The organism is Microbispora sitophila, assembly GCF_014892245.1.
GTDB classification, from domain to species: domain Bacteria; phylum Actinomycetota; class Actinomycetes; order Streptosporangiales; family Streptosporangiaceae; genus Microbispora; species Microbispora siamensis.
In genome coordinates this window covers 217,893-244,329 of sequence record NZ_JADBGC010000001.1, presented here as the reverse complement: position 1 = coordinate 244,329, position 26,437 = coordinate 217,893, and the positions used below count along the sequence as shown (strand labels likewise).

The 26,437-nt window shown below is 70.2% G+C and carries 25 protein-coding genes; 8 read left to right on the top strand and 17 right to left on the bottom strand.

All coding sequences use genetic code 11. From position 1 onward, the window contains the following. Positions 1–36 precede the first annotated feature (36 nt). The gene (locus IL992_RS01080) at positions 37–948 is read left to right on the top strand and encodes an aldo/keto reductase (RefSeq protein ID WP_193201411.1); all 912 of its coding nucleotides are present in this window, start codon (positions 37–39) and stop codon (positions 946–948) included. A 105-nt stretch (positions 949–1,053) separates the two neighbouring features. Here IL992_RS01080 and IL992_RS01075 read toward each other — a convergent pair whose 3' ends face one another. Continuing rightward, positions 1,054–1,644, bottom strand: coding sequence for a TetR/AcrR family transcriptional regulator (locus IL992_RS01075; RefSeq protein WP_193201410.1), 591 nt, complete (start codon positions 1,642–1,644; stop codon positions 1,054–1,056). A 120-nt stretch (positions 1,645–1,764) separates the two neighbouring features. Between IL992_RS01075 and wrbA the strand changes: the two genes are divergently transcribed. Then, positions 1,765–2,373, top strand: coding sequence for an NAD(P)H:quinone oxidoreductase (gene wrbA / locus IL992_RS01070; protein WP_193201409.1), 609 nt, complete (start codon positions 1,765–1,767; stop codon positions 2,371–2,373). A gap of 8 nt (positions 2,374–2,381) precedes the next feature. Then, on the top strand, positions 2,382–2,696 hold the full coding sequence (locus IL992_RS01065; RefSeq protein WP_193201408.1) for a YciI family protein: 315 nt from the start codon (positions 2,382–2,384) through the stop codon (positions 2,694–2,696). Positions 2,697–2,881: 185 nt separating this feature from the next. Here IL992_RS01065 and IL992_RS01060 read toward each other — a convergent pair whose 3' ends face one another. Both IL992_RS01060 and IL992_RS01055 read right to left on the bottom strand, forming a co-directional pair. Beyond that, positions 2,882–3,526 (bottom strand): hypothetical protein, encoded by a 645-nt coding sequence (locus IL992_RS01060; RefSeq protein ID WP_193201407.1) that lies wholly within the window; start codon positions 3,524–3,526, stop codon positions 2,882–2,884. A gap of 133 nt (positions 3,527–3,659) precedes the next feature. Further along, complete coding sequence (locus IL992_RS01055) at positions 3,660–4,304, bottom strand: TetR family transcriptional regulator (RefSeq protein ID WP_193201406.1); 645 nt, start codon at positions 4,302–4,304, stop codon at positions 3,660–3,662. Positions 4,305–4,380: 76 nt separating this feature from the next. Between IL992_RS01055 and IL992_RS01050 the strand changes: the two genes are divergently transcribed. Further along, positions 4,381–5,661, top strand: coding sequence for a GH1 family beta-glucosidase (locus tag IL992_RS01050; RefSeq protein WP_193201405.1), 1,281 nt, complete (start codon positions 4,381–4,383; stop codon positions 5,659–5,661). Here IL992_RS01050 and IL992_RS01045 read toward each other — a convergent pair. Then, positions 5,643–6,539 (bottom strand): coiled-coil domain-containing protein, encoded by an 897-nt coding sequence (locus tag IL992_RS01045; RefSeq protein WP_193201404.1) that lies wholly within the window; start codon positions 6,537–6,539, stop codon positions 5,643–5,645. The genes IL992_RS01050 and IL992_RS01045 overlap by 19 nt on opposite strands. Before the next feature lie 212 nt (positions 6,540–6,751). On the opposite strand from IL992_RS01045, the gene IL992_RS01040 reads away from it, so the two are divergent. Beyond that, a complete protein-coding gene (locus IL992_RS01040) occupies positions 6,752–9,814 on the top strand; it encodes a M14 family metallopeptidase (RefSeq protein ID WP_193201403.1) in 3,063 nt (1,020 codons plus the stop codon). Between the two features lie 121 nt (positions 9,815–9,935). Further along, positions 9,936–11,372: an aldehyde dehydrogenase gene (locus IL992_RS01035; protein WP_193201402.1), complete on the top strand. Its 1,437-nt coding sequence runs from the start codon at positions 9,936–9,938 to the stop codon at positions 11,370–11,372. A gap of 194 nt (positions 11,373–11,566) precedes the next feature. On the opposite strand, the gene IL992_RS01030 is transcribed toward IL992_RS01035, so the two are convergent. From IL992_RS01030 to IL992_RS01015, 4 genes are all read right to left on the bottom strand, one after another. Further along, positions 11,567–12,322, bottom strand: a complete 756-nt coding sequence (locus IL992_RS01030) for an alpha/beta hydrolase (protein WP_226872047.1) — start codon at positions 12,320–12,322, stop codon at positions 11,567–11,569. A 50-nt stretch (positions 12,323–12,372) separates the two neighbouring features. Then, entirely contained in the window at positions 12,373–13,155 is a 783-nt protein-coding gene (locus IL992_RS01025; RefSeq protein ID WP_193201401.1) for a hypothetical protein, read from the bottom strand. Between the two features lie 108 nt (positions 13,156–13,263). After that, on the bottom strand, positions 13,264–14,487 hold the full coding sequence (locus IL992_RS01020) for an NRAMP family divalent metal transporter (protein ID WP_193201400.1): 1,224 nt from the start codon (positions 14,485–14,487) through the stop codon (positions 13,264–13,266). Then, positions 14,484–14,927, bottom strand: coding sequence for a hypothetical protein (locus IL992_RS01015; protein ID WP_193201399.1), 444 nt, complete (start codon positions 14,925–14,927; stop codon positions 14,484–14,486). Before IL992_RS01015 ends, IL992_RS01020 begins: the two co-directional genes overlap by 4 nt. A gap of 304 nt (positions 14,928–15,231) precedes the next feature. On the opposite strand from IL992_RS01015, the gene typA reads away from it, so the two are divergent. Beyond that, positions 15,232–17,085, top strand: a complete 1,854-nt coding sequence (typA, locus tag IL992_RS01010) for a translational GTPase TypA (RefSeq protein ID WP_193201398.1) — start codon at positions 15,232–15,234, stop codon at positions 17,083–17,085. 91 nt (positions 17,086–17,176) lie between these two features. Here the strand turns inward: typA and IL992_RS01005 are convergent, their stop codons facing one another. The 5 genes from IL992_RS01005 to IL992_RS00985 all read right to left on the bottom strand — a co-directional run bounded on the left by IL992_RS01005 (position 17,177) and on the right by IL992_RS00985 (position 22,002). Next, complete coding sequence (locus IL992_RS01005) at positions 17,177–18,151, bottom strand: helix-turn-helix domain-containing protein (RefSeq protein ID WP_193201397.1); 975 nt, start codon at positions 18,149–18,151, stop codon at positions 17,177–17,179. A gap of 122 nt (positions 18,152–18,273) precedes the next feature. Continuing rightward, positions 18,274–19,023, bottom strand: coding sequence for an SDR family NAD(P)-dependent oxidoreductase (locus IL992_RS01000; protein WP_193201396.1), 750 nt, complete (start codon positions 19,021–19,023; stop codon positions 18,274–18,276). Further along, entirely contained in the window at positions 19,020–20,159 is a 1,140-nt protein-coding gene (locus IL992_RS48155) for a 2,3-butanediol dehydrogenase (RefSeq protein ID WP_319018246.1), read from the bottom strand. The genes IL992_RS01000 and IL992_RS48155 overlap by 4 nt, the downstream gene beginning before the upstream one ends. After that, positions 20,156–21,439: an MFS transporter gene (locus tag IL992_RS00990; protein WP_193201395.1), complete on the bottom strand. Its 1,284-nt coding sequence runs from the start codon at positions 21,437–21,439 to the stop codon at positions 20,156–20,158. The genes IL992_RS48155 and IL992_RS00990 overlap by 4 nt, the downstream gene beginning before the upstream one ends. 29 nt (positions 21,440–21,468) lie before the next feature. After that, positions 21,469–22,002, bottom strand: coding sequence for a 2,4'-dihydroxyacetophenone dioxygenase family protein (locus IL992_RS00985; protein WP_193201394.1), 534 nt, complete (start codon positions 22,000–22,002; stop codon positions 21,469–21,471). A 298-nt stretch (positions 22,003–22,300) separates the two neighbouring features. Between IL992_RS00985 and IL992_RS00980 the strand changes: the two genes are divergently transcribed. Further along, the gene (locus IL992_RS00980; protein ID WP_193201393.1) at positions 22,301–22,948 is read left to right on the top strand and encodes a superoxide dismutase family protein; all 648 of its coding nucleotides are present in this window, start codon (positions 22,301–22,303) and stop codon (positions 22,946–22,948) included. Positions 22,949–22,974: 26 nt separating this feature from the next. Here IL992_RS00980 and IL992_RS00975 read toward each other — a convergent pair whose 3' ends face one another. The 4 genes from IL992_RS00975 to IL992_RS00965 are packed head-to-tail and all read right to left on the bottom strand — an operon-like array spanning position 22,975 to position 26,302. Then, positions 22,975–23,601 (bottom strand): DUF2461 domain-containing protein, encoded by a 627-nt coding sequence (locus IL992_RS00975; RefSeq protein WP_193201392.1) that lies wholly within the window; start codon positions 23,599–23,601, stop codon positions 22,975–22,977. A 58-nt stretch (positions 23,602–23,659) separates the two neighbouring features. Beyond that, a complete protein-coding gene (locus tag IL992_RS00970) occupies positions 23,660–25,165 on the bottom strand; it encodes a helicase HerA-like domain-containing protein (RefSeq protein WP_319018245.1) in 1,506 nt (501 codons plus the stop codon). Beyond that, a complete protein-coding gene (locus IL992_RS45645) occupies positions 25,162–25,983 on the bottom strand; it encodes a polysaccharide deacetylase family protein (protein WP_226872046.1) in 822 nt (273 codons plus the stop codon). The genes IL992_RS00970 and IL992_RS45645 overlap by 4 nt, the downstream gene beginning before the upstream one ends. 34 nt (positions 25,984–26,017) lie before the next feature. Beyond that, positions 26,018–26,302 (bottom strand): hypothetical protein, encoded by a 285-nt coding sequence (locus IL992_RS00965; protein ID WP_319018244.1) that lies wholly within the window; start codon positions 26,300–26,302, stop codon positions 26,018–26,020. Positions 26,303–26,437 lie beyond the last annotated feature (135 nt).

The following is a 26,437-nucleotide window of genomic DNA, read 5'->3' as shown; positions in this document are numbered from 1 at the left end:
GTGCTGGAGTGCGCTCCAGGCGGCAAGGTGGTCCGCATGAGAATCGCTCTGGGAACGATCCCCTTCGGGACCACCGTGGACGAGGCGACCTCGTTCGCCATCCTCGACCGCTTCGTCGAAGGCGGCGGAACGATCCTCGACACGGCCAACAACTATCCGTTCTGGCAGGAGGGCGCGACCGGCGACGAGAGCGAGGCCACCATCGGCCGATGGCTCGCCTCCCGGCGCAACCGCGACAAGGTGGTGATCAGCACCAAGTGCGGCGCCCGCCCGTCCGTGCCCGGCGCGCGTACCCTCGACGCCGCCGAGGGCCTGTCCGCCGGTGTGGTCCGGGCCGCGATCGAGGGCAGCCTGCGGCGTCTCGGCACCGATCACGTGGACGTGTACTGGGCGCACATCGACGACAGGTCCACGCCGCTGGAGGAGACGGTCGCCGCCTTCGACGAACTGGTGCTCGCCGGCAAGGCCAAGGAGGTGGGCGCGAGCAACCACGCGGTGTGGCGGCTGGAGCGGGCCCGCTCACTGGCGGCGGCACGTGGCGGCACCCGGTACGGCCACGTGCAGCTACGCCACTCCTACCTCCGCCCCCGCCCCGGCGTACGGCTGCCCGAGGGCGGGCACACCCTGGTCACCGAGGAACTGCTCGACTACGTACGCTCCGAGGGCGACCTGACGCTGTGGGTCTACACCTCGCTGCTGGCGGGCGCGTACGCCGGCAAGCCGCTGCCCGAGCACTACGACCACCCGGGCACCATCCGGCGGCTCGCGGTGCTGGACGAGGTGGCGGGCGAGCTCGGCGCGACGCGCAACCAGGTCGTCCTCGCCTGGCTGCGGGCGCAGGACATCATCCCGATCGTCGGCGTCAGCTCGGTCGCCCAGCTCGATGAACTGCTCGTCGACGTCAAGCTCGGCGACGAGCAGATCGCCCGCCTCGACGCCCCCGCCTGACCATCGCATGGCACCCCCGGTGGCGGCACGAACCGGCCCCGCCACCGGGGGGCGCGTTAGTCGGCGAGGCCGCCCGCGTGCGGGCGCACGGACGACGGGCGCCCGCTAAAGCTCGAGCAGGCTGTCGATGCCGGCTTTGATCTGGTCCTCCGTCACACCGCATTCGACCGTGAGGTGCTCGAACAGGCTCGGCACGAACGGCGCGAGCAGCAAGTGGGCCAGGACCGTGGGGTCCGACTCGGGTCTCATCTCGCGCAGCAGCAGGGACACATGCGTGTGCATGGTGAGGTAGGCGCCGCTCTGGTAGCGGGCTCCCGGTGAGGCGCTCTCCGCCGCCCGCATGATCGCGCCCTGCTCGATGATGCGGTCGGCGACCGTGTGGAGGAAGGCGCGCAGCCGCTCGGCGGGCGGGGCGCCGGGGCCAAGGGGCGGTGGACCGGACATGAAAGCTTGCTGGAAACGCTGCTCACCGTCGTCCAGCACCGCGAACAGGAGACGGCTCACGTCACCGAACCGGCGATAGACGGTGCCGACGCCCATCCCCGCGGCGTGCGCCACGGCGTTCATGGTGACGGCTTCCGGGCCCTGCTCCGCTATGAGGCGAGCCGTCGCGTCGAGGATCTTCCGCCGGTTCCGAGCGGCGTCCGCGCGCTCCGGCAGCGCCTGTCCGGTGACGGGAAGCTCGATGCGGGACATGGTCCCGAGGCTACCGGACTGGAGATCCGCCCTCCGACTTGCAAACCGGATTGTTATCCGATTTACTGCCGACGAACCGGATAACTATCCGGTTGATCGTCATTCGGAGGAGACGTCATCATGGGTGCCAAGATCGCGGTCATCTACTACTCGGCCACCGGCAACGTCCACCAGCTCGCCACGGCGATAGCCGAGGGTGCGGAGAAGGCCGGCGCCGACGTCCGGCTGCGCCGGGTCCCCGAACTGGCCCCGGACTCCGCCATCGACGCCAACCCGGCCTGGCGCGAACACGTCGAGGCCGCCAAAGACGTCGAGGTCGCCACGCTGGACGATTTGATCTGGGCAGACGCCTACGCCTTCGGCTCGCCGACCCGCTTCGGCAACATCGCCTCACAGCTCAAGCAGTTCATCGACACCACGGGCGGCATCTGGCAGCAGGGCGTCATGGCCAACAAGCCCGCCACCGGTTTCGCCAGCGCCCACAACGCCCACGGCGGCAACGAGTCGACGATCCTTGCCCTCTACAACACCTTCCACCACTGGGGTTCGATCATCGTCTCGCCCGGTTACACCGACCCGGTGGTGTACCCCGCGGGCGGCAACCCGTACGGCACCGCTCATCGGGGCGGCGCGGGCACCCCGTCCGAGGAGACTCTCGCAGCCGCCCGCTACCAGGGCGAACGCCTGGCGGACATCACTACCCGCCTCCTGACCGGCCGGGCTGCTTGAATGGCGGCATGCTGCACGTGCTGATCGTCACCTACACGGGCTCCGAGGAAGACGCCGCTCCCTTCGTTCGCGATCACATCGGCTATCTCGAACGACACCACGCGGACGGCGTCTTCCTGGTCTCGGGGCAGACGGTGCCGTCGTCACAGGGCGGGGCCATCGTGGCGTGCGGCGTGGACCGCGAGACCATCGAGCGGATCAGCGCGGAGGACCCGTTCGTCGTGAACGGCGTCGCCACCTACTCGATCACGACGATCCAGCCGGGACGGGTTCATCCGGCTCTGGCAGAGCTGCCGACCGCGGCGAAGGCGTCGCGACACTGACCGCCAGGAGCCATGCCCGTCCCCCCACCTCGGGGTTCAGGTCTTCCGCGCCACGACGCCGGGCAGAGCCTCCACGCACGCGGGTCGGCCTCCCTCCGAGACCACACGGCACCGGTGCCGCCTGCCGTTTGACGAGGGGTCCCCTTTGCCGGCGATCGCAGGGCATGCGGCAGCGAGCCGGTCGATCACCGTTGTCGCCTGGCGCATGCCCTGGTCGACGCCACCCTGAGCGACCGTGCGCAGCGCCTCATGCAGGCAGACGTTCGCGTTGTACTGGTAAGAGCTCGTGAGCCGGAGCACATCCTCGCGTGCCCGGTCCGCCTCGGGCTCGTTGCCCGCTCCGGCGTGGACCCGACTCTCCGCGAAATGAATCTGGTTGGCTTCCAGAAGCCGAAGGAGTCGGCGGTAACACCTGACGAGGCCGGCCGCAGCAGGTCGTCCAGCGCCGTACGGGCCTCGTTGTGCCGGCCGAGCACCGTCAGGGCCTTTGCCCGGGTGGTCAGGAGGTCCACGCTGGATCCTCCGGCGATGCGCTCGGCACTCTCGACGAGTGCGAGGACGGTCTCCGGACCGCGCTGGCCATAAAGGCCGTGACCGGCCTCCTCGCCGCGCACCAGCAACCGCAGTCGCAGATCTCCCGAGGCGTCGGCGGCCTGGCGGGCCGTACGCCCCCAGCGCAAGGCGGCGCCGTGCTCGCCGAGCCGGGTCAGCGCGTTGGCGTGGACGGACGCGAGCGCCGCCGTGACCCGGTGCAACTCGGTCACGTCATCCGGCGTCGAGGTCTCCATCTGATGCCGCACGGCCATCAAATCGATGAGCAGGTCCGCCACCACCTCATCGGCATCTCGGCCATGAGCGCTATGACGACCCCGCCCGCCTGCCGTAAGCCCCAAAGTGACGGGCAGGTCCCGCCGGACTGAAGCTGCTGCGCCCAAAGCGGAAGCCCAATATCCTTTCGCGTGCCTAGCCCAGGTGGTCGGAGAGGTAGCGGCGGACGAGGCGTTTGCATTCGGCGATGAGGTCGGGGTCGCCGTCGGGGTGGGCGCGGAAGGCCAGCTTCAGCACGGCGTCGGCGGCCTCGACGGCGACCACGAAGGCGCGCGAGAGGCCGTCGCCCGGCGCCACGCCGAGCAGCTCCACGATGAGGGAGCGCAGCCGGTCGGCGACGACCACGTTGTTCTCCAGCGCCTCGTCGAGCATCCGCTGGGTGCCGGGAAGGGCAGGCCCGCCGGGAGCGGCGAGCACCTCGCCGAAGTCCACCACACCGAAGCCGGGCGTGGTCCGCTTCATACGTACGAACTCGTCGACGACCAGGTCCACGACGCCGGTCCAGTCCGACAGCGGCGCGGCGGCCAGCCGGGAGGCGATCCGGTCCAGGTACGCCTCCAGGTTCCGCAGCGCGAGCGCGCGGACCAGGCTCTGCTTGTCCGTGAAGAACTGGTAGAAGGTCCCGATCGGCACCTCGGCCCGGCGGGCGACCTCCTTGGTGGTCAGGGCGGCGTACCCCACCTCGTCCAGCAGCAGGGCGCACTCGTCCAGCATGCGCTCGACCCGCTCCTGACTGCGGCGCTGTGCGGGCCGTCGGCGCAACGCTCCCCCTGTTGTCATTCCGCCATTCTCTCCCGCTTTTCGGACAACCGAGCTAACATGAGTTATCCTCATATTAACTGAGAGAGGCGGCACGATGTTCCTTTGGGGTACGGCCACCGCGTCCTACCAGATCGAAGGAGCTGTCACCGAGGACGGCAGAGGGCCCTCCGTCTGGGACACCTTCTCCCACACGCCCGGCAAGGTCCGTGACGGGCACACGGGCGACGTGGCCTGCGACCATTACCACCGCTACCCCGAGGACGTGGCGCTGATGGCCGGCCTCGGCGTCAACGCCTACCGCTTCTCCATCGCCTGGCCGCGGGTGATGCGCACCGGCGCCGGCCCGGTCAACCAGGCCGGACTCGACTTCTACGACCGTCTCGTGGACGCGCTGTGCGAGCGCGGCATCGCTCCCGTGCCAACGCTCTTCCACTGGGACCTGCCGCAGGCGCTGGAGGACGAGGGCGGCTGGCTCGACCGTGACACCTCCCGCCGTTTCGCCGACTACGCCGCCGTCGTGGCCGAACGACTGGCCGACCGCGTACGCATGTGGATCACGCTCAACGAGCCGTTCGTCCACATGGTGGAGGGATACGGCCTGGGCATACACGCCCCGGGCAGGGCACTCATGTTCGACGCGCTGCCGGTGGCCCATCACCAGTTGCTCGGGCACGGCCTGGCCACGCAGGCGCTGCGGGCGGCCGGGGCGGAGCAGGTGCTGATCACCAACAACTGCACCCCGGTCTGGCCCGCCTCCGGCTCGCCCGAGGACCTGGCCGCCGCCGAGACGTACGACATCCTGCACAACCGGCTGTTCAACGACCCGGTCCTCACCGGCGCCTACCCCGATCTGTCGGCGTTCGGCGTCGAAATCCCCGTGCAACCCGGCGACCTGGAGACGATCGCCCAGCCACTCGACGGGCTGGGGATTAACTACTACAACCCCACCCGGATCGGCGGCCCGGGCGGGGACGGCCTGCCGTTCCGGTTCGAGGAGATCTCCGGCGTTCCCACCACGGCGTTCGGCTGGCCCGTCGTCCCCGACGGCCTGCGCGAACTGCTCGACTCCCTCAAGGCCAGGTACGGCGACGCGCTGCCGCCCGTCTACATCACCGAGAACGGCTGCTCGTACGAGGGCCTGGACGACCAGGAGCGGATCGCCTACCTCGACGGCCACATCAGGGCGATGCGCCAGGCGGACGTGGACCTGCGGGGCTACTTCGTCTGGTCACTGCTGGACAACTTCGAGTGGGCCGAGGGCTACCACCAGCGATTCGGCCTGGTCCACGTCGACTTCGAGACCCAGCAGCGCACCCCGAAGGCGTCCTACCACTGGCTGCGGAAGTTCCTGGAGGCTCAGAGCACCGACACGTGAACGTGGTCGTAGTGGTTGGCGGTGATGCCGCCGCGGTCGGACATCATCCGCCAACCGGCATGCGTACGCATGTCGTAGTAGCGCTGCTGCCAGATGATGTACATGATCCCGTACTCGCTCGCGTGCTGGATGCACCACTGCGCCAGGGCGTCACCGCGCTCCTTGGCCACGGCGTCGGGCATCCGGCCGCCACTGCTCATCATGAAGTCGCAGGCCCGGCCCTTGCCGTGTTCTCCCGGGTCGCCGGGCCGCAGGCAGCCCACGCCGAAAGGCATCGGGAACTGCGACATGATGGCGTTGCGCGTCGAGATCAGGCGCGGGGTCAGGCCGCTGCCGGCGTCGGGTGTCTGGAAGCCGTACTTGGCCATCAGCCGCTCGACCTCGCCGCGCCTCGACTTGAGCTCCTTGATGTGGGCCTGCAGCTTGTCGATCTCGTCGGCGGCCGCGGCGGCCGCCTTCTTCTGTTTGGCGACGAGATCCTTGACGCTGTTGAGCCGCTCGGTCCTGGCGTTGCCCAGATAGGCCAGCGTCGCCAGCGAGCTCGGGTCGGCCGACAGGGAGAAGAGCCGGGAGGCGTCCGCGCCCCCGCTCATGTACGAGGTCTGGGCGAACGCGGCCACCTGCCGCTGGGCCGCGAGCAGGTCCCCCTTCAGCTTCCTGACCCTTCCGGACGCCTTCTGCGCGGCCCTCTTCGCGTCGTCCAGGCTGAGGATCTCGCCGCGGTATTCCTTCTGGAGCGCGGCGGCCTCCTGGGTGAGCTTGCGGAGCTTGGCCTGCTGGTCCGGCTCGGCCTCGGCGCGGAGCGCACCCGAGACGGACGGTACGACGAGCAGCGCGGTGGTGACCACCGCCAGCCTGGCCCAGCGTCCCGACCGCACGCGACCTCCACTCGGATTCGGCCTGAAACTATAGAAGACGATCTTTACGTCTGCTACCGGAACAGGTGAAACTCTTGGGTCTAAAGCGGACAAGGCCCGGATTTCCCGGGCTGTGACCAATTCGAGACTTACGCGTCGCCTTACCGCACTTGAACGCGGTTTGACCCCGGCAGAGATTCGGGAGATCGTCACCCCCCACGAAGGGCTCACCGATGTCCCGACGAGAGATCGTCTCGACTCTGGCCGCCGCGGCTCTCGGCGCGGCGCTCCTGCTGCCGGTCTCCCCGGCGCAGGCCGGCCAGGGCGACCCGCTCCCCCCAACGGACCAAGCCGACCTCTACCAGCTCGACAGCGCGCCCGGCACCTCGGGCACGCTGACCCAGAAGGGCTTCGACGTCGTCCAGCGGCACATCGCGGGCGACAAGGAGCACGTCGAACTGACGGCGACCCCCGCCGAGCTCAAGAAGCTCCAGATCCTGGGCTACCGGCCACAGCCGGTGCGCAACCCGCAGGGCCAGACGCAGCTGCAGGCCGCGAAGGCGCAGGCGGCCGGCGGATACACCGTCTGGAAGTCCTACTCGGAGAAGGGCGGGATCGCCGACCAGCTCAGGACCATCGCGGACGCCAACAAGGACATCGCGAAGCTGGAGACGATCGGCAAGACCGTCCAGGGGAAGGACATCCTCGCGCTGAAGCTGACGAAGCTGGCCCGGGTGCTGCCCGACGGCGTCAAGCCGTCGGTGCTCTACTCGGCCACCCAGCACGCCCGTGAGTGGATCGCGACCGAGGTCGACATGCGGCTGCTGAAGTATCTGGTGGCCAACAAGGGCACATCCGACGTCGGCCGGCTGCTGACCACCACCGAGGTGTGGTTCGTGCCGGTCGCCAACCCCGACGGCTACGACTTCACCTTCACCGAGGGCAACCGCCTCTGGCGCAAGAACCTCCGGGACAACGACGGGGACGGCCAGATCACGGGCAACGACGGCGTCGACCCCAACCGCAACTTCCCCACGCGCTGGGGGTACGACGAAGAGGGCTCCTCCAGCGTCTTCAGCAGTGAGACCTACCGCGGCACGGGCCCGGCGTCGGAGCCCGAGACCCGGGCCATGGACGGCCTGCTCAAGCGGCTGCGCTTCAAGGCGCAGGTCAACTACCACTCCTACGGCCCGCTTCTGCTGTATCCCGAGGGCTGGCAGGTCGCCACCAAGACCGCGGACGACCCCGTCTACCTGGCGCTGACCGGCACCGACGAGAAGCCGGCCGTCCCCGGCTTCGACCCCGGGGTCGGCGCCGAGCTCTACACGACGAACGGCGAGACCACCGACCACGCCCACAAGGCGTACGGCACGCTCGCCTGGACGCCGGAGCTGGAGGAGGGCTGCGACGGCTGCGGCTTCGTCTTCCCCGACGACGAGGCGCTGGTGCAGGCCGAGTTCGAAAAGCAGCTTCCCTTCGCGCTCGACGTCGCGAAGTCGGCCCTCGACCCGAGCGAGCCGGTCAGCCATCTCGGCAACACCGTGCCCGACTTCGTCGTGGACGCGTTCGACGTCAGCTACGGCACCGACCAGGTCGTGCAGGTGGACGCCAAGCGCAAGCTCGGGCCCGTGTTCCTCGACTACCAGATCAACGGCGGGCGCACCAAGACCGTCCCGACCTCCGAGTGGAAGGGCGGCGAGCGGTACGGCGACGGCTACGACACCTACTTCCACCAGCTCAGGGGCACGGTCAAGGGCGCGAAGCCCGGCGACACCGTGAAGGTGTGGTTCCGCTCGCGCACGAAGAAGAGCGAGGAGTTCACCTACAAGGTCGCCACGGACATCGGCGGCAAGGTCCTGATCGTCGCGGCGGAGGACGTCACGGGCATCAGCCCGGCCCAGGGCGTCACGGAGGCGAAGTACGCCGACGACTACGCCGAGGCGCTCGCGGAGGCCGGCTACTCCTCCGACGTGTACGACGTGGACAAGAACGGCCGCAAGGCGCCCCACCCGCTCGGGGTTCTCAGCCACTACAAGGCCGTGGTCTGGGAGACCGGCGACGACATCATCCCCCGCGCGTCCGGGCAGCCCGGCGGCACCGCCGCCAACCTGGCCGAGGCTCTGGAGCTGGCGTTCCGCGACTACCTCAACGAGGGCGGCAAGCTGCTCGCCACCGGCAAGTACGCGTTGTACGCCCAGAACGCGAACGGCTCCTACTGGTATGAGCCGGACTACCCGGCGCAACCCGAGTGCACGACCCTGAGCAAGCCGCCGTGCCTCTCGCTGAGCAACGACTTCGTGCAGTACTACCTGGGCGCCTACACCTACGTGGAGGGCGGCGGCCAGGACGCCGACGGGAACACGCTGCCGCTGCGGGGAGCCGGCGGCGCCTTCGCCGGCTTCACCGGCACGCTCAACGGCGGCGACTCGCCCGGGAACCAGAACCGCACCTCCTCGTTCGTCACGACCTCCTCGGTCCTGCCGGCCGACCGGTTCCCGCAGTTCGCCAGCTCTGCCCCGCTCAAGTGGCAGTACGGCGCGGGATCGCCGTTCAGCCCGCGCACCGGTGCCTGGGACGTGCAGAGCGGCCAGGCGGACGTGTCCTACAAGCGCCTGACGAGGACGATCGACCTCACCGGCAAGACCAGTGGCGAGCTGTCGTTCTGGACGTCGTACAACACCGAACCGGGCTGGGACTTCCTGACCGTCGAGGCGCACACGGCGGGCCAGGACGACTGGACGACGCTGCCCGACGCCAACGGGCACACCTCGCAGGAGGCCGGCGACAGCTGCGCCGCCGGCTGGGTGGACATCCATCCGTTCACCGCCCACTACCAGACGTACGACGGCGCGTCGTCCTGCACCGCCACCGGCACGACCGGTGCGTGGCACGCGGCCTCCGGCTCGTCGAACGGCTGGCAGCAGTGGTCGGTCGACCTGACGGCGTACGCGGGCAAGAAGGTCGAGGTGTCGATCTCCTACATCAGCGACTGGGGCACGCAGGGCCTCGGCGTGTGGCTGGACGACGTGGCCGTCAAGGCCGACGGCGCGACCCTCACGGAGACCTCGTTCGAGGACGACCTGGGCGGCTGGACCGTCGCCGGGCCGCCTCCGGGCTCGGCGACCGCGCTGAACGACTGGGCGCGCAGCGACCGGTCGCTCGACGACGGCGCGGGCATCACCACGAAGGACACGGTCTACTTCGGCTTCGGCGCGGAGGGCGCGACGACGCAGGCGATGCGGACGGACCTGGTCCGGCGGTCGATGACCCACCTGCTCGGGCGGGCGCTTCCGTAGGACCCGCGGTCCGGCCCGCGCCACCCGGGCGGGCCGGACCGCGGAGGCTCTTGCCAAGGCCGAGCAGAACATGGTTCGGTCTGACTGAGTGCGCGAAGACGCACCCGATCAGGAGGCAGGCATGCTGCAGCACGACACGCTGTTCATCGGGGGCGACTGGGTGGCCCCCGCGGGCACGGGCACGATCGAGGTGATCTCTCCCCACAGCGAGGAGGTCGTCGGCCGCGTGCCGGACGGCACCGCCGCCGACATGGACCGGGCCGTCGCGGCCGCCAGGGACGCCTTCGACAACGGGCCCTGGCCGCGGATGACGATGGCCGAGCGCGCGGCGATCGTGGGACGGCTGGCGGAGATCTACGAGGCGCGCCAAGCCGAGATGGCCGAGATCATCACGACGGAGATGGGCTCTCCGATCACGTTCTCCCAGCTCGCCCAGGCGCCGCAGCCGCTGGGCATGCTCAAGTATTACGCGGGCCTCGGGGCGACGTTCCCCGAGGAGGAGGAGCGGCCCGGCCTGTTCGGCCCGATGATCGTCCGACGCGAGCCGGTCGGCGTGGTGGCGGCCGTCGTCCCCTGGAACGTCCCCCAGTTCGTCACCATGACCAAGCTGGCCCCGGCGCTCGTCGCGGGCTGCACCGTGGTGCTCAAGCCCGCTCCCGAGACGCCGCTCGACTCCTACCTGCTCGCCGAGATGATCCAGGAGGCAGGCATCCCCGCCGGGGTCGTCAACATCGTCGCGGCCGGCCGCGAGGCGGGCGAGCACCTCGTCTCCCACCCGGACGTCGACAAGGTGGCCTTCACCGGCTCGACCGCCGCCGGCCGCAGGATCGCGTCGATCTGCGGCGAGCAGCTCAAGCGCTGCACGCTCGAACTCGGCGGCAAGTCCGCGGCGATCATCCTGGACGACTGCGACCTACCCTCGGCCATGGGCTTCCTGTCGATGGCCTCGCTGATGAACAACGGCCAGGCGTGCGTCGCGCAGACCCGCATCCTCGCCTCCCGCAACCGGTACGACGAGGTGGTCCAGGCCGTCGCCGAGATGGTGACGAGCCAGCAGGTGGGCGACCCCGCCGACCCGGCCACCGGGATCGGGCCGCTGGTGGCCAGGCGGCAGCAGGAGCGGGTCGAGGGCTACATCAGGGCGGGCATCGAGGAAGGCGCCAAGCCCGTCGTCGGAGGCCTCGACCGGCCGTACGACCGGGGCTGGTACGTCGCCCCGACCGTCTTCGCCGGGGCCACCAACGACATGCGCATCGCCCGTGAGGAGATCTTCGGCCCGGTGCTGGCGGTGATCCCGTTCGAGGACGAGGCGGACGCGGTGCGGATCGCCAACGACAGCGACTACGGCCTGTCGGGCTCGGTCTGGACGGCCGACACCGAGCGCGGGATGGACGTCGCCCGCCGGGTGCGCACGGGCACGTACGGCGTCAACATGATGCACACGCTCGATCCGAACACGCCGTTCGGCGGCTTCAAGGCCAGCGGCCTCGGCCGGGAGCTCGGCCCCGAGGGCCTGTCGGCCTACTTGGAGACCAAGTCGATCGCCCGCCTGGGCTGAACGCGTTCCGGCGGAACGCGTGGGCCGAACGCGTCCCTCCGGCCCGGTACGGCGTGCGTGCCGTACCGGGCCGGTGAAACCGCCCAGCGCGCCCCCGCGACGCTGGGCCACACCCGGGTGAGGGTGTGCGCCGATCCCCAATCGGCGGCGCGGCTGGAGGGGTTCCGGATCCGCACAACCCTCATAGACGACCCTTATGGGGTTTTGGTTCGCGAAATCCAGTGACCAATTTTTCGGACCAGGCCGGGGGTGGCCGCCGCCTCCGCGTGGCCGTAGCCGGGCTCGATCCACAACTCCTTCGGCTCGCCGGCGCACTCGTACAACTGGTAGGCATGCTCGATGGGGAAGAAAGGGTCGCTGTCGCCGTGGACGATCAGCAGCGGCGTGGGCGCGACCAGGGCCGCCGCCTCGTACGGCGGGAGCGGAACGGGATCCCATCCGCCGCCCGCGATCCTGGTGCGCTTGACCAGCCGGGCCGCCAGCCGCCCGTGCCAGCGTTCGATCGCCCAGTGGACCTGGCGCATCGGCTTGGTGCCGCGGTAGTACCAGCGGGCCGGGCCGCTCACCGACACCACCCGGTCCACGCCCCCGTGCAGCGCGGCGTGCCGCACGACCACGGCGGCGCCCATCGAGAAGCCGATCGTGGCGATCCGGCGGTAGCCGATCGCGCGGGCGTGCTTGACCGCCGCGTCCACGTCGAGGACCTCCAGGTCGCCCACCGTGGACTGGCCGGCGGAGCGTCCGTGCCCCCGGAAGTCGAACGACACCACGCCGCCGAACTTCGACAGGACGTGCACGATGCGCCGGGTGTCCGGCCCTCTCCACGTTCCGGTGAAACCGTGTGCGACGACGATGCCGAGATCGAGTGAGCCGTTGGGCGTGTGCGCCGCGTCGATGCGGACACCGTCCGCCGTGCGCAGCATCGCTCCGAAAGCAGCAGCGAGAGCCATGCCCCCGACCTTATTTCCCACCACTTCACCCCCTGTGCGACGGGGATCTCTCAGAGGTCGGCCGTCGAGCGCAGCCGGTCCCAGGCGACCCCCAGCCTGACCTCCTCATCGTCGAGTGACTCGATCTGGTCCCATTCGGCGTACCGGATCTCGCCGTGCATGCGCCGCACGAGGGCGCCGAGCAGCGACGGCCGCCACAGCCCGGGGCCGCGCTCGTACCCGAAGAGCTGCCCGGCACGCCGCCGGGCGATCAGTAGCCCGGCCAGCCGGAACGCCTGCTGGACCTCGGCCAGCAGCGGCCCGTCCTGGACGAGACGGACGTCCACCGTGTCGCCCGCGACCTCCCCCGACGGACCGCGGACGGTGCGGCCGAGCAGTCCGCCGAGCCGCATGGTGTCCGGCCTGTCCTCCCATCTCTCCCGCACCCGAAGGGTCCTTTCCGGGGCATCCTGCTCCTCCGTACCGGCCGCCCCCGGAATGCGGCTGACGACGTTCCTGGTCAGCCAGCGCTCCAGCGCCAGGTCCTGCCGGTGGCCGGCCACCCGTACGGCGCTGCCGATCTCGGTCACCACGCTCATCTCGATGCGGTACGGCCCCGGCCGCTCCTCCCCTCGGAAGAGGCGGTCGGTCTCCGTCATCAGCCATCCCGGCAGGCCGCCCAGCCGCGGGCCGAGCGCCAGCGGCCCGGACAGGATCGCGGTGACGTACGGCCGGTCGCCCGGCTGCACCTCCAGGTCGTCCACCTTGCACAGCAGGCGGTCGTCGCTCTCCCTGACGACCTGCCGGTCGAGCAGATGCAGGCGGGCGTGCAGCACCCGTGCCGGCTCACTCATGCCATCCCTCGCCTGGCGGCTCGGGCTCGCGTTCGCGAGATTCTGCTGTGCTCATTGATTCGCTCGCTTCGCTCACTCATTGACCCCTCACCTCCTCGTGCGGCGCCGTCACTGCCCCGCCTTGGTCGCGAGCATCAGGGGGATGGCCGCGACCGCCACGACGAGAAGCAGCACCATGTAGAAACTTCCCAGCACGTTGCTGAATCTGCCGTTGACCTTCTCCCCCATGTAGTCGGGATCGTTGGCGATCATGAGAACCGGCAGGTAGGTGAGCGGAAGGGCCGCGGCCGAGAAGACCAGCGAATACTCGGTCACCTTGATCGGGTCGATGGTGGTGAGGATCAGCGCGGTCGCGACGATCACCGAGGCCAGCACCGTCACGTGGAACCGGGCGGCCCGGCCAGGCACCACGTACTTGCCCCACTGCCAGCCGAAATACTGGCTCAGCGAGTAGCCGGACGACAGGGCGGTCTCCAGCGTCGCGCCGAACGTGGCCGCGAACACCCCGAGGATCACCACGCCGAGCCCGATCTTGCCCAGTCCTTCGGCGACCGGGAGCACCATCTGTCCGAGCGAGTCGGGCTCGGCTTCGGCCGGCATGAAGACGGTCGCCGCGCACGCCGCGATGGTCAGCGACAGCACACCGCCGAGGGGGAAGCCGACGAACACGTTGGCCCGCGCGGTCACCAGATCCTTGCGCGTCCACTTCTCCTCGACGCCGCCGGAGGAGAAGAAGAACACCTCGTACGGCGTCATCGCCCCGCCGAGCAGCGCGATCGCGTAGTAGAGGTAGGTCGGCACGCCCTCGTCCTGCGGCGGCTGGACGAGCTGCGTGGTCAGCTCGCCCCAGTCGGGCCCGAGCTGCCACAGCGCCACGATGAACACCACGAGCGCGAGCCCTGCCAGCCCGAAGACGCGCTCCATGGTCTCGAACTTCACCCGCCACATGACCAGCCAGGCGACCAGAGCCACGGGCGGCACCCACAGCAGGTAGTTGAGCCCGGTCGCCAGCTCCAGCGCGAGCGCGGCGCCGCCGATCTCGGCCGCGAGCGTGAGCACGTTGATGAAGAACGACGCGCCGAGGTTGACCAGACCGGCGCGGGGGCCCATGCGCTCGCGGACGAGGTCGAAGACCGGCCGTTGCGACACCGCCGCGATCCTGCCGGACATCTCGGCGAAGACGCAGATCCCGATGATGCCGACGACCACCACCCAGGCGAGGGACATCCCGAACCTCGACCCCACGACGGCGTTGGCCACCAGGTCGCCGATGTCCACGAAGCCGCCGAAGGCCGTCAGGATGCCGAGCGTGACCGCGATCAGTTTCTTCACTTGTGCTTCTCCGCGAAGTCGCTCAGCTCGCTCGCGAGCCTGTCCAGCTCCCGTGCGGCCGCCTCCGGATCCTTCACCCCGTCGCGGCGCGCCTCGATGAGCAGGTCCTCCACCTCGCCCTCGGCCTTCTCGGTGAGGCGCAGCACCTCGTCCCTGATCCGGTCGGAGGCGTCCGAGGGCGGCTGCACGCCGCCGAACTGGTCGTTCACGCTGCTCAGGTCCTGCACCGCCTCGGTCAGCACGACCTCGGCGTACGGCCCGGTCATCCGGTCCCGGTACGCCACGGCGGAGCGGGCGAACCGCAGGGCCGAGACGGCCGACTCGGCCGTCTTCCCGGCCTTGAGCGCGTAGTCGTGGTCGTCCCACGCCGGGCTGACGCAGGCGGACAGCAGGAGTGCCGTGAGGAGGGCGAGCGTCGCCAGCCGAGCCGACGGGATCATGTGCGCCGCCGCAGCAGGAGGTAGGCGAGGACGAGAATCGGCACCAGTAACTCCGCCCAGGCGATCAGCAGGACGAGACCTTCATCCGTCACAGCCGACTCAACTGCCCGAACGCCGCGCTTTTAGGCAGGATGGAATGCGACTCGCGGCGAAGGCGTTCCCATCGAGGGTCCCGTACGGCGGCGGCGTGTGGCGGCGATCGGGATCAACTAAAATGGCTTAGCCGTGTCATGCGGCGGATGTGCGTCTCGCTTCGGTCCCGGGACGCGGACGACACCCCGACGAACCAGAGCGAGACTTCACTATGCCTATGAACACCCGCGACGACCTGCGGAACATCGCGATCATCGCGCACGTCGACCACGGCAAGACCACGCTGGTAGACGCGATGCTGTGGCAGTCCGGCGCGTTCCGGGCCAACCAGGACGTCGACGAGCGGGTCATGGACTCCAACGACCTGGAGCGCGAGAAGGGGATCACCATCCTCGCGAAGAACACCGCGGTCCGGCACGGCGGCATGACCCTGAACATCATCGACACTCCCGGCCACGCCGACTTCGGCGGCGAGGTCGAGCGCGGCCTGTCGATGGTGGACGGCGTGGTGCTGCTGGTGGACGCCTCCGAGGGCCCGCTGCCGCAGACCCGCTTCGTGCTGCGCAAGGCGCTCGCCGCGAAGATGCCGGTGATCCTGTGCATCAACAAGGTGGACCGGCCGGACGCCCGCATCGCCGAGGTCGTCGACGAGGTGTACGAGCTGTTCATCGACCTCGACGCCACCGAGGAGCAGATCGACTTCCCGATCGTGTACGCCTCGGCCAAGGCCGGACGGGCCTCGCTGGAGCGCCCCGCCGACGGCGGCATGCCGGACTCCTCCGATCTGGAGCCGCTGTTCGAGACGATCAAGAACACGATCCCGGCGCCGGTCTACGACCCCTCCGCGCCGCTCCAGGCCCACGTCACCAACCTCGACGCCTCCAGTTACCTGGGCCGTATCGCGCTGTGCCGCGTCCACCAGGGCACGATCCGCAAGGGCCAGCAGGTCGCGTGGTGCCGCACCGACGGCAGCGTGCAGCGCGTCAAGATCTCCGAGCTGCTGATGACCGAGGCGCTGGAGCGCAAGCCCGCCGAGGAGGCCGGGCCCGGCGACATCATCGCGATCGCCGGCATCCCGGACATCATGATCGGTGAGACGCTGGCCGACCCGGACGACCCGCGCCCGCTGCCGCTGATCACGGTCGACGAGCCGGCGATCTCCATGACGATCGGCACCAACACCAGCCCGCTGGTCGGCAAGGTCAAGGGGGCCAAGGTCACCGCCCGCCTCGTGAAGGACCGCCTCGACAAGGAGCTGGTCGGCAACGTCTCGCTGCGCGTGCTGCCCACCGAGAGCCCGGACGCCTGGGAGGTGCAGGGCCGCGGCGAGCTGGCCCTGGCGATCCTCGTGGAGCAGATGCGCCGCGAGGGCTACGAGCTGACGGTCGGCAAGCCGCAGGTCGTGACCAAGGTCGTCGACGGCAAGGTGCACGAGCCGGTCGAGCGCCTCACGGTCGACTGCCCCGAGGAGTACCTTGGCGCCGTCACCCAGCTCCTGGCCGTACGGAAGGGCCGCATGGAGCACATGACCAACCACGGCACCGGCTGGATCCGCATGGAGTTCCTGGTGCCGGCCCGCGGCCTGATCGGCTTCCGCACCGAGTTCCTCACCGAGACCCGCGGCACCGGCCTCGTGCACCACGTGTTCGAGACGTACGAGCCGTGGTTCGGTGACCTGCGCACCCGCAACAACGGCTCGCTGGTCGCCGACCGCGCGGGCCAGGTCACCGCGTTCGCCATGCTCAACCTGCAGGAGCGCGGCACGCTGTTCGTCTCCCCCGGCACCGAGGTGTACGAGGGCATGATCATCGGAGAGAACTCCCGCTCCGACGACATGGACGTGAACATCACCAAGGAGAAGAAGCTCACCAACATGCGCTCCTCCACCAGCGAGGAGACCGAGAAGGTGATCCCGCCGCGCGTCCTGTCCCTGGAGCAGGCCCTGGAGTTCATCCGCGACGACGAGTGCGTGGAGATCACCTCGGAGACCGTGCGCATCCGCAAGGTCGTCCTCGACGCGGCCAGCCGTGGCCGCGCCGCCGCCCGCGCCAAGCGCGGCAACTGAGTTCCTTGCCCCGAAGCCCCCGCCGATCGATCGGCGGGGGCTTCGGCTTCTCCGCCCGCACCCGGCTCAGGCCGATGCGCGCCGATCCCGGTCAGCCGGCGAGACGCTCCCGTGCGGCCTCCCGCACCTCACTCGGAGTGCGCCCGAACCGGTTGCGGAAGACCCGGGCGAAATGGGCCTGGCTGGAGAACCCCCACCGGTAGGCGACGTCGGCGATCCGCGTATCCTCCGCCCGGGGCTCGCCGAGTTCGGCGCTGGCCCGCTGAAGCCGGCGTTCCAGGATGTAACGGGCCGGGGTCGTGCCGGCCGCCTCGAAGATCCGGGCGAGCTGCCGCACCGAGATCCCGAGGACGCGGGCGACCTCCGCGGCGTTCAGTCGCGGGTCGTGCAGGTGTCTCTCGATGTGCTCCTTGGCGATGACGAGCTGGGCCGCGGAGGGAGTCGATCCCCCGGACCGCTCCAGCGCGAGCAGGCGGATCAACCCGAGCACGGCTCGCTGCGTCTCCTCCGGGCCGTCGCCGCCGCGCATCGCGACGAGGTCGCCGAGCAGCGAGCGCAGGCGCGACATGAGCGCGCCCTCGTGCGCGCCGCCCCGGCCGAAGAGCATCGGCACCGGAACGCCGCCGGGCCGGCATGCCTCGTCGAACAGGTCGTGCGGGATGTCCACCAGGATCTGCCGCATCGACGAAGAGAAGCCGAAGAGGTACGGCTTGCGCGTGTCGTAGACCAGCAGGTCGCCGGCCGACGCGGACACGCAGCCGCTCTCGTGCAGGAAGACCGCGTCGCCCCTGAGCAGCAGGCTGGCGAAGACCGAGTCCTTCGGCGTGGACCTCGCCATCTGCGGGGTCCGCTCGATCACGTGCGCGTTGCCCGCGATGTCCGCGAGCCGTACGTCGCCGAGCCGGATGTTGATCTGCCTGGCCAGCAGGCCGCGGTCGGAGTAGGACCGGCAGGAAAGGCCCACCAGCGTCTTGCGGTTGTACTCTTCCCAGTAGTCGATCCGCTCCGCGGGCGCGACGTTCTCCGTCGTCGCCCGGGAGATCACGGAGACGGCGTTCGCGGGCATCACAGATCTCCTTACCGCTTCATGCCTTGGGTCGCCTGACAAATCAAGCCCTGCTGCTCGTGGCCCAGCTCACGACGGGCGGCATTTGCCGGACGCTCCTTAGCGCAGCAGTATGTCCGGAATCAGACGCACAGGTAACCCCCGTCCACCGGAAGCACCGTCCCCGTGATGTACGACGCGGCGGGCGAGCACAGGAACGCGATCACCGTGGCGACGTCGCCCGGTCTGCCGTACCGTCCCAGAGGAATGCGGGCCAGCACCTCCGCCGCGGCCCGCGAGTCGTCGAGCAGGCCCCGGGCGAGCCGAGTCTCCACGAACCCCGGCGCGACCGCGTTCACGCGGACGCCCTCGGCCGCGTACTCCGCCGCGAGCGACCGGGTGAGCTGGGAGATCCCTCCCTTGCTCGCGCTGTACGCCGGCCGGTCCCTGCTGCCGAAGAAGGCGAACATGGAGGAGGCGTTCACGACACAGCCGCCCGTCTTCGCCAGGTGCGGCCGCGCGGCCTCGCAGGCGACCATGGTGGCGGTCAGGTTGACGTCGATCACGCGCCGCCACCGCTCCAGGTCATACTCCTCGCGGTCGTGGCTGACGCCCGCGCAGTTCACCAGTATCCCGATCTCCGGCTCCGCGCGGACGAGCCGGGCCAGACCGTCCCGGTCGAGAACGTCGTGCTCGACCACGCGGACGCGCGGATGGGCCGGCAGCTCGCCGGCGGCCCCGGACGTCAGGCCGAGGGCCACGACGTCGGCGCCGAGCGCGGCGAGCAGGGTGGCCGTCGCCGCCCCGATCCCCGACGTCCCCCCGGTGACGAACGCCGTACGGCCGGCGAACAGGTCGCCGCGGAATGCCGTGGACGTGAACTGATCGGTCACGTGCGTGTGCTCCCTTCGCCTGGCCGCACCAGAACCTTGATCTGATCGCCGCCGCCCAGCAGGGCCTCGAACCCGTCACGGACGACGTCTCGCAGGGCGATGGTCGAGGTGACGATCGCCGTGAGGTCCACGCCCTCCTCGACCAACCGGATCAGGTCGGGATAGACGTCCCGATAACCGACCGTTGCGGTGATCGACTGCTCCCTGTTCACCAGCGCGAACGCGTCGACGCTCACCGTCCCGGCGAGCCCGACCAGCACGACCCTGCCACCGCTCCTGGTCGCGTCCAGGCAGGTGCGCAGCGTGCCTTCCGAGCCGACCACCTCGAACGCCACGTCCGCGCCCTCGCCTCCGGCCGCCCGCCGCATCAGGCCGGGTACGGCATCGCGTTCTCCCGCCCGTACGAGGTCGGTCGCGCCGAGCCGGCGGGCCAGGTCGAGTCGCGCCGGGGAGAGATCGGCGACGATCACCCGGCCCGCGCCCTCCCGTACCGCCAACATCACGATGAGCAGGCCGATCGGACCGAGGCCGACCACCGCGACCGTCTCGCCCGCCCGCAGACTCGACCGGCGCAGCGCGTGCAGGGCGACGGCCGCCGGTTCGAACACGGCCGCCTGCTCCAGGGAGACCGTGTCGGGCAGGCGGTGCAGCATGTAGGCGGGCACGGTCGCGCGCTCCGCCATTCCACCGTCGCCCATGAGCCCCGCGAAGCCGAAGTGGCGGCAGATGTTGTACTCGCCGTTCCGGCAGCGAGGGCAGGTGCCGCAGCGGTAGTGCGGCTCCACCGCGACCCGGTCGCCGGGCGCCAGGCCCGGCACTCCCGGGCCGACCTCGGTGATCGTGCCGCAGAACTCGTGGCCGAGGACGAGCGGCGCGGTCGCCCCCGACTCGGGATGGGGGTGGGTCACGGGGATGGCGTGCGGCCCGTCGGCGTACTCGTGCAGGTCGCTACCGCAGATGCCGCAGTAGGCGACCGCGAGGGTGACCTCTCCGGGGCCGGGGGCGCGGACGGCCACGTCGACGACCCGGACGTCCCGCGCCCCGTACCAGACGGCGGCCCGCACGAGGTCGTCCGGCCGGCCCGGTCCGTGATCCCCCGCCCGGACGCCCGCCTCGGCGCCCGCCGCGCCGTTCACCGGGTCACCTCTGCGGCCGCCCTGCGGCGCAGCACGGCCGGAGCCGTCTCCCGCAGGCCGAACGAGAGCAGGACGACGATCAGCGCGCCGCCTGCCGCGATGAACATCGCGGTCTGCAGACCCCACAGGTCGGAGGCCCACCCCGAGATCACCGGGCCGAGGAATCCGCCTGCGAGCTCCCCCACGCCCATGATCAGGCCGAGGGCCGTGGCCAGCGTGCCGGGCGGCACGGTCTCTGCCGGGATCGTGGCCATGAACAGCGTGAAGCACCCCAGCCCGGTGTAGGTGAAGATCATGATCAGGCCGAGCAGCGCCGGGCTGGAGACGTAGACGATCGCGATGGGGCAGAGCACCGCGAGGGCGGTGAAGCCGATGAGCGCCGGCTTGCGGCCGATCCGGTCGGAGATGCCGGGAGTGGCGAAGCCCCAGAGCACCCAGGCCACGCCGAGGCAGGTCATGACGCCGCTCATGGTGCCCGGCGCGAACCCCTTGACCTCGGTCAGGTAGGTGGGGGTGAACGTGATGAGGGTGACGAACCACGTCAGGTAGCAGCAGGCGATCAGCATGCAGATCACCACGTTCCGTTGCCTGAGCACGTCCTTCAGCGCGAGCTTGGGCTGTCCGGCGGCGCTGTCCCGTACGGCCTCCGGTGCGGTCCTGATCAGTGGCGGCCGCTCCCGGACGAACTTGGCGATCAGCGCGACGATCACCAGCCCGGGGACGATGGTGACGTAGAACGCGGTGCGCCAGCCGTACGATTCGGCGATCCACACCACGACGACCGGGGCCACGATGCCGCCGAGCAGACCGGCGGACGAGCCCTGCAGCAGGCCCATGTTCAACCCGCGCCGGCTTTCCCGGGACGCCTCCACCATGAGGGATTGCGCCATCGGGAGCACCGCCCCCTCGGCTGTCCCCATGAGGGCACGCGCGGCGAGCAGTCCGGCGAAGCCCGCCATCAGACCCGACACCGACGAGAAGACCGAGAAGAGCACCACGGCGGCGATGAGGATCGGCTTGCGCCGGCCGAGCCTGTCGGACAACCGGCCGGCCACCATCCCGGCCACCGCCCAGGTGAGCGCCAGCACGCCGGACAACGTGCCCAACTCGCCGTTGGACAGCCCGAAGTCCGCGTCCATGTACGGGGCGAGGAAGGCCAGGGCCTGCCGGTCGAAGAAGACGAACCCGAAGGCCAGGAAGAGAAGGAGGAGAAGGCGGTTCTCGTACCGCCTCGCGTCGCGTTCCACTCCGTGGGGTGTGGAAGTGGTGATGTCGGTCATCGCGTTCCTCGTTGGGGGGCGGCCGGCGGTCAGCGGAACAGCGAGTTGACGTAGTCGGCGCCGATGCCCACCTTCTCGTAATGCTCACGGCACATCGCGATGTAGTCGTGGACGTCGAAGATGCCCTGGGCTTCGCCGTTCTCGTCGAGCCACACGAGGGGCCCCTTGACGATGAAGAACGTCTTCATCGGCTCGCCGCTGTCGTAGGCCACCAGCGTGTGGCCCTCGCCCGGAGCCTCGTAGACGAAGTCCCCCGCCGTGGCGGTCCAGGGGCGCTCCAGGTAGCCCCACTTCCCGGAGATGGTGTAGGCGAACACCTCGTGCGGGTGGTAGTGCCGGTTGACCAGTCCCGCCTCCTTCGCCCGGAGGATGTCGGCCCAGCTGTTGTCCTTGACGTTGATCCACAGGGGGCGCGACCCGACGGTCTCGCTGAACGGCACGTAGTAACGGTCGTCATCGGTGGCGACCTTGGAAAGGTAGACTTCCGGCAGCGCGTCCGGCTTCTGTGAGTTCTCGATCGGCTTGAGGTTCTTCCAGAACTCCGACGTGGGGATTTCGGGCATGTTTCCCTCTCCTTACGTGTGTTGTTGGAGAGTGAACCCCCTCGTGGCGCCGGCCGTCTTTCCTCTCTCGGACATCGTCGCTTGCCTATTCCGGACATGCCGCAGCGCTTGCGCCCGCACGGGTCAGACGCCGGTCGGCCTTTCGGCGACGGCGTGCCCTCGGGGCGGGCGGCAGGGCGCAGGGCTCTGACGGCAAGAGCAGGTAAACGGCCGGCACAGATGGCGTCGTGTGCCACTCCCGGCCACACCCGGGCGTGCTCTGCTGTCGCAGGCATCGTGTGTCTGAGGAGGAGCGACCATGCCCCGCACAACCCGTTTCGCCCTGGCCGCCGGGCTCGCCCTGGGACTCGCCGCCGCGGCCGCCCCGGCCGTGCCGGTGCTGTCCGCCGGGATGGCGGCGGCCTCGCCCGCGCAGGCCCGTCCCCGGGAGTCGACGGGTGGGTCGGCGACCGCCGTCATCAAGAACACCGCCGGGCGTGTCCTCGGCACAGTGAGGGTCGAGCGGTACGACGCGAAGAAGTCGCGGGTCAGCGTCAGCGTGCGGGGGCTCACTCCCGGGTTCCACGGCTTCCATGTCCACGCCGCCGGCGTGTGCGACGCGCGCTCCGTCGACCGGGCGACGGGCAGCGCGTTCTCCAGCGCCGGAAGCCACCTCGGCCCCGGCGAGCACGGCGACGGAGCCGGGGACATGCCGCCGCTGCTGGTGGCCGCCGACGGCACCGCCTCCGCGTCGTTCGTGACCGACAGGTTCACCCTGGAACAGCTGGGCGACGCCAACGGCAGTGCGTTCGTGGTGCACGCCGGCCCGGACAACTTCGCGCACATCCCGGACAGGTACTTCCACCGCCCCGACGCCACCGGTGCCACGGGCCCGGACGCGACCACGCGCAAGACCGGCGACGCCGGTGCCCGGATCGGCTGCGGGGTCGTCAAGGTCCACGCCTGATCCGGATCCGTCGCTTCGCGGCGGCGTCAGGAGATGTGGCGGCGCAGCCAGTCGACCAGCGGGACCAGCGCCCGCCAGGTCGAGCGGACCCGGTCGAGGGTCTCGGGGGTGTGCAGCCACGGCTCCGGCTCGAACCGCCGCCCGGCGTGCAGCGTCTTGTGCCGGAGGAGTTCGAGCCGGGGGTGGTCCTCAGGCGTCCCGCGGGGCCGGGTCTTGAGCCGGTCGCCGCCGACCGCCAGGTCACCGGGCAGGGCCGCGAGGGTCTCCTCCAGCAGGGTCCCGGCGGTGTCGTCGTCCAGCGCCTCGCGGTAGCGGAGCACCTGGTCGCCCGGCATCCACCAGCCCGCCGCCACGTACAGGCCGTCGGCGTCCACCTGCACGTAGTAGCCGACGCCCTCCACGCCCACTCCGCAGTAGGCCCCCTGATGCGTCTTGTACGGCGACTTGTCCTTGGAGAACCGGACGTCGCGGTGCGGCCGGAACAGATGGGCCGGTCCGAACTCCGGCTCCAGCTCGTCCATGAGCGCGAGCATCGGCGCCCGGACCCCGGTCTCGTACAACTCCTTGTGGGCCGACCAGTACGCCTTCGAATTGTCGGCGACCAGGCCCTCGTAGAAGATGAGCGCCTCGTCAGGGAACCCGCTGAAACCCATGCCACCCACCTTCGCACGCCCCACCGACAGTCCCGGGACCGGGACCGCGCGGACGCGCTCAGCGCCGCCGTCTCGCCGTGCCGAAGATCGACCTGGTGATCTCCCGGCCGAGCGCGGTCGCGGCGGTGCGAGCAAGGGACCTGAACTCCTTCGAGGCGAGCATCTCTTCGAGCGCCGACTGCCTGGGGACCTTCTCCGGCCTCTCCTCCGGTCTCCCGGCCGGGGCTTCCGGCTCGGGCTGCTGCTGCCGGGCCAGACGCGCGGCGAGGATCTCGTACGCCGACTGCCGGTCCACGGCCGTGCCGTACTTCGGCAGGAGCGGGGACGCGGCGATGATCCCCTGGACGACCGCCGGGGCGGACGGCGCCATGAGCGACCGCGGCGCGCGCAGCCGCGTCCAGGCGACCGGCGTCGGGGCTCCGGTCTCGGACAGGACCGTGACGACCGCCTCTCCGATGCCGAGCTCGGTGAGCAGCCGTTCGAGGTCGTAGGAGGAGGTGGGGAACGTCGAGACGGTCGCCTTCAGGGCCTTGGCGTCCTGCGGGGTGAAGGCGCGCAGGGCGTGCTGAACGCGCGCGCCGAGCTGGGCGAGGACGTCGGCCGGCACGTCCTTGGGCGTCTGGGTGACGAAGAACACCCCGACCCCCTTCGACCGGATCAGCCGCACGGTCTGGGTGATCGACCTGAGGAACGCCTTGGACGCGTCCTCGAACAGCAGGTGCGCCTCGTCGAAGAAGAACACCAGCGACGGCTTGTCGGGATCGCCCACCTCGGGCAGCGTCTCGAACAGGTCCGCGAGCAGCCACATCAGGAACGTGGAGAACAGCTGCGGCCGGTCCTGAACGGCGGGCAGCTCCAGGATGGAGATCACGCCGCGCCCGTCCGGCGTGGTCCGCAGCAGGTCGTGCACGTCGAACTCGGGCTCGCCGAAGAACGCCTCCGCCCCCTGGGCCTGGAAGTTCACCAGGGCGCGCAGGATGACCCCGGCGGTGGACGCCGACAGCCCGCCGATGCCGCTCAGCGCGTCCGGCGTCTCGGTCAGATAGCGGATGACCGCGATCAGGTCCTTGAGGTCCAGCAACGGCAGCCCGTGCGTGTCGGCGAAGTAGAAGATCAGCCCGAGCGACGACTCCTGGGTCTCGTTGAGTTCGAGCACCCGCGACAGCAACGTCGGCCCGAACGCGCTCATGGTGGCACGCAGCGGGATGCCCTCCCCCACGCCGCCGAGGGAGAAGAACTCGGTCACGCAGCCCTCGGGCGCCCAGTCCTGGCCCACGTCGGCGGCCCTGCGGGCGATCCGGTCGCCCGGCGTCCCCGGCGAGGCCAGGCCGGACAGGTCGCCCTTGACGTCCGCGAGGAACACCGGCACGCCCTGAGCGGCGAGCTGCTCGGCCATGAGCTGCAGCGTCTTGGTCTTCCCCGTGCCGGTCGCCCCGGCCACCAGCCCATGCCGGTTCATCATGCGCACCGGGATGCGGACGCGCTCGGCGGGATCGGCCGCGCCGTCCTCGCGTACGAGCGCGCCCAGCTCCAGCGCCGGCCCCTCGAAGTCGTAGCCCTTCACCGGTTCGTGTACTTCTTCCCGGGCGTGGTGCTGCCGAGCATCTCCGAGACGGTCACGTACGTGAAACCCTTGTGGTCGAGCTCGTCGAGCAGATGGGGCAGCGCCTGCACGGTGGTGGGATGGATGTCGTGCATGAGCACGATGTCGCCCGGTTTGGCCGCGGCGCTGCGCTGGGCGATCGTCGTGGGGTTGCGGTTGAGCCAGTCGAGGGTGTCGACGGCCCACAGGATCTGCGCGAGCCCGGTCTGCTTCGTCTCGTTGTCCACCGCCTGGTTCGTCGCGCCGTACGGCGGGCGCATCAGCCGCATCGTCACGCCGGTCGCCTTCCGCACGGCCTCCTGCGTCCGGTCCAGCTCGCGGCGCAGGGCGTCGGACGACAGCCCCGGCAGCGAGGCGTGGTCCCAGGAGTGGTTGCCGATCTCGTGGCCCTCCGCGGCCATCCGCCGCACGAAGTCCCGCGTCTCGCCCGTGATCATCTGCCCGAGGATGAAGAACGTGGCCCGGGCGTGGTGGGCCGCGAGGAGGTCGAGGACGTGCCCGGTGTATTCGGCCGGCCCGTCGTCGAACGTCAGCGCCACGCATTTGTGCTGTCTGCAGTCGACGTGCCGCGGCGGCGGGACCGCGGGCAGGCGCGGCCCCGGCGCTCCCCGTTGCGCCCCCGCGAGCCGGAAGCGCAGCAGGTCGGCGTCGAAATGCCGGGGCGTGCCGAAGCGCGGATGCGGTGCCACGGGACGTTCCCCCGCGGCCGGTGCGGTTGTCCTGGCCTGGGCACATCCGCCGAGCAGCAGCAACGACAGCAGAACGGATCCGATCCGCATACGACCCCCCGGAGCAGGCGGGGGGCCACGAACGCTACGGATAGCCTCCGGCCGCTCCCCCCCGCAGAACCTTTTCCAGCTCCTCCCACCAGGGCGGCACGTCCGCCTTGAGTTCGGCGTACCTGCGCGCCACCCGGATGGCGCACCCTGCGGGGTCCGTACCCAGGTGCCGGCACTTCACGGCACCCTCGCGCCAACGGTAAAAGCCCTCACGGAAGGTCACGACCAGGCCTATCCAGACGGAGAGAGTAGCCTCGTCGCCGATCTCGTAGGCGTCGGCCACCCCGAGCGCGGCGAGTTCCGCGCGAAGTTTTTCCACCGCGACTCGCGACTCACTCACCGGCCACCGCCCCCTGCACAGCAGACACGCACAAAAAGGGATGTACCCAACCTTGGAGCGGCGCTTGCGGAATCATTCTGTAATCATCGGCTACTAAGAGTAACGACGCAGCCC

Coding starts and splice junctions, on each gene's coding strand:
- IL992_RS01065 (WP_193201408.1), top strand. CDS start 2,382: ATGCTGCACGTGCTGATCGTCACCTACACGGGCTCCGAGGAAGACGCC.
- IL992_RS01080 (WP_193201411.1), top strand. CDS start 37: ATGAGAATCGCTCTGGGAACGATCCCCTTCGGGACCACCGTGGACGAG.
- wrbA (WP_193201409.1), top strand. CDS start 1,765: ATGGGTGCCAAGATCGCGGTCATCTACTACTCGGCCACCGGCAACGTC.
- IL992_RS00985 (WP_193201394.1), bottom strand. CDS start 22,002: ATGCCCGAAATCCCCACGTCGGAGTTCTGGAAGAACCTCAAGCCGATC.
- IL992_RS01055 (WP_193201406.1), bottom strand. CDS start 4,304: ATGACAACAGGGGGAGCGTTGCGCCGACGGCCCGCACAGCGCCGCAGT.
- typA (WP_193201398.1), top strand. CDS start 15,232: ATGCCTATGAACACCCGCGACGACCTGCGGAACATCGCGATCATCGCG.
- IL992_RS45645 (WP_226872046.1), bottom strand. CDS start 25,983: ATGCGGATCGGATCCGTTCTGCTGTCGTTGCTGCTGCTCGGCGGATGT.
- IL992_RS01005 (WP_193201397.1), bottom strand. CDS start 18,151: ATGCCCGCGAACGCCGTCTCCGTGATCTCCCGGGCGACGACGGAGAAC.
- IL992_RS01025 (WP_193201401.1), bottom strand. CDS start 13,155: ATGAGTGAGCCGGCACGGGTGCTGCACGCCCGCCTGCATCTGCTCGAC.
- IL992_RS00980 (WP_193201393.1), top strand. CDS start 22,301: ATGCCCCGCACAACCCGTTTCGCCCTGGCCGCCGGGCTCGCCCTGGGA.
- IL992_RS01035 (WP_193201402.1), top strand. CDS start 9,936: ATGCTGCAGCACGACACGCTGTTCATCGGGGGCGACTGGGTGGCCCCC.
- IL992_RS00975 (WP_193201392.1), bottom strand. CDS start 23,601: ATGGGTTTCAGCGGGTTCCCTGACGAGGCGCTCATCTTCTACGAGGGC.
- IL992_RS00990 (WP_193201395.1), bottom strand. CDS start 21,439: ATGACCGACATCACCACTTCCACACCCCACGGAGTGGAACGCGACGCG.
- IL992_RS01030 (WP_226872047.1), bottom strand. CDS start 12,322: ATGGCTCTCGCTGCTGCTTTCGGAGCGATGCTGCGCACGGCGGACGGT.
- IL992_RS01075 (WP_193201410.1), bottom strand. CDS start 1,644: ATGTCCCGCATCGAGCTTCCCGTCACCGGACAGGCGCTGCCGGAGCGC.
- IL992_RS01015 (WP_193201399.1), bottom strand. CDS start 14,927: ATGATCCCGTCGGCTCGGCTGGCGACGCTCGCCCTCCTCACGGCACTC.
- IL992_RS01050 (WP_193201405.1), top strand. CDS start 4,381: ATGTTCCTTTGGGGTACGGCCACCGCGTCCTACCAGATCGAAGGAGCT.
- IL992_RS01040 (WP_193201403.1), top strand. CDS start 6,752: ATGTCCCGACGAGAGATCGTCTCGACTCTGGCCGCCGCGGCTCTCGGC.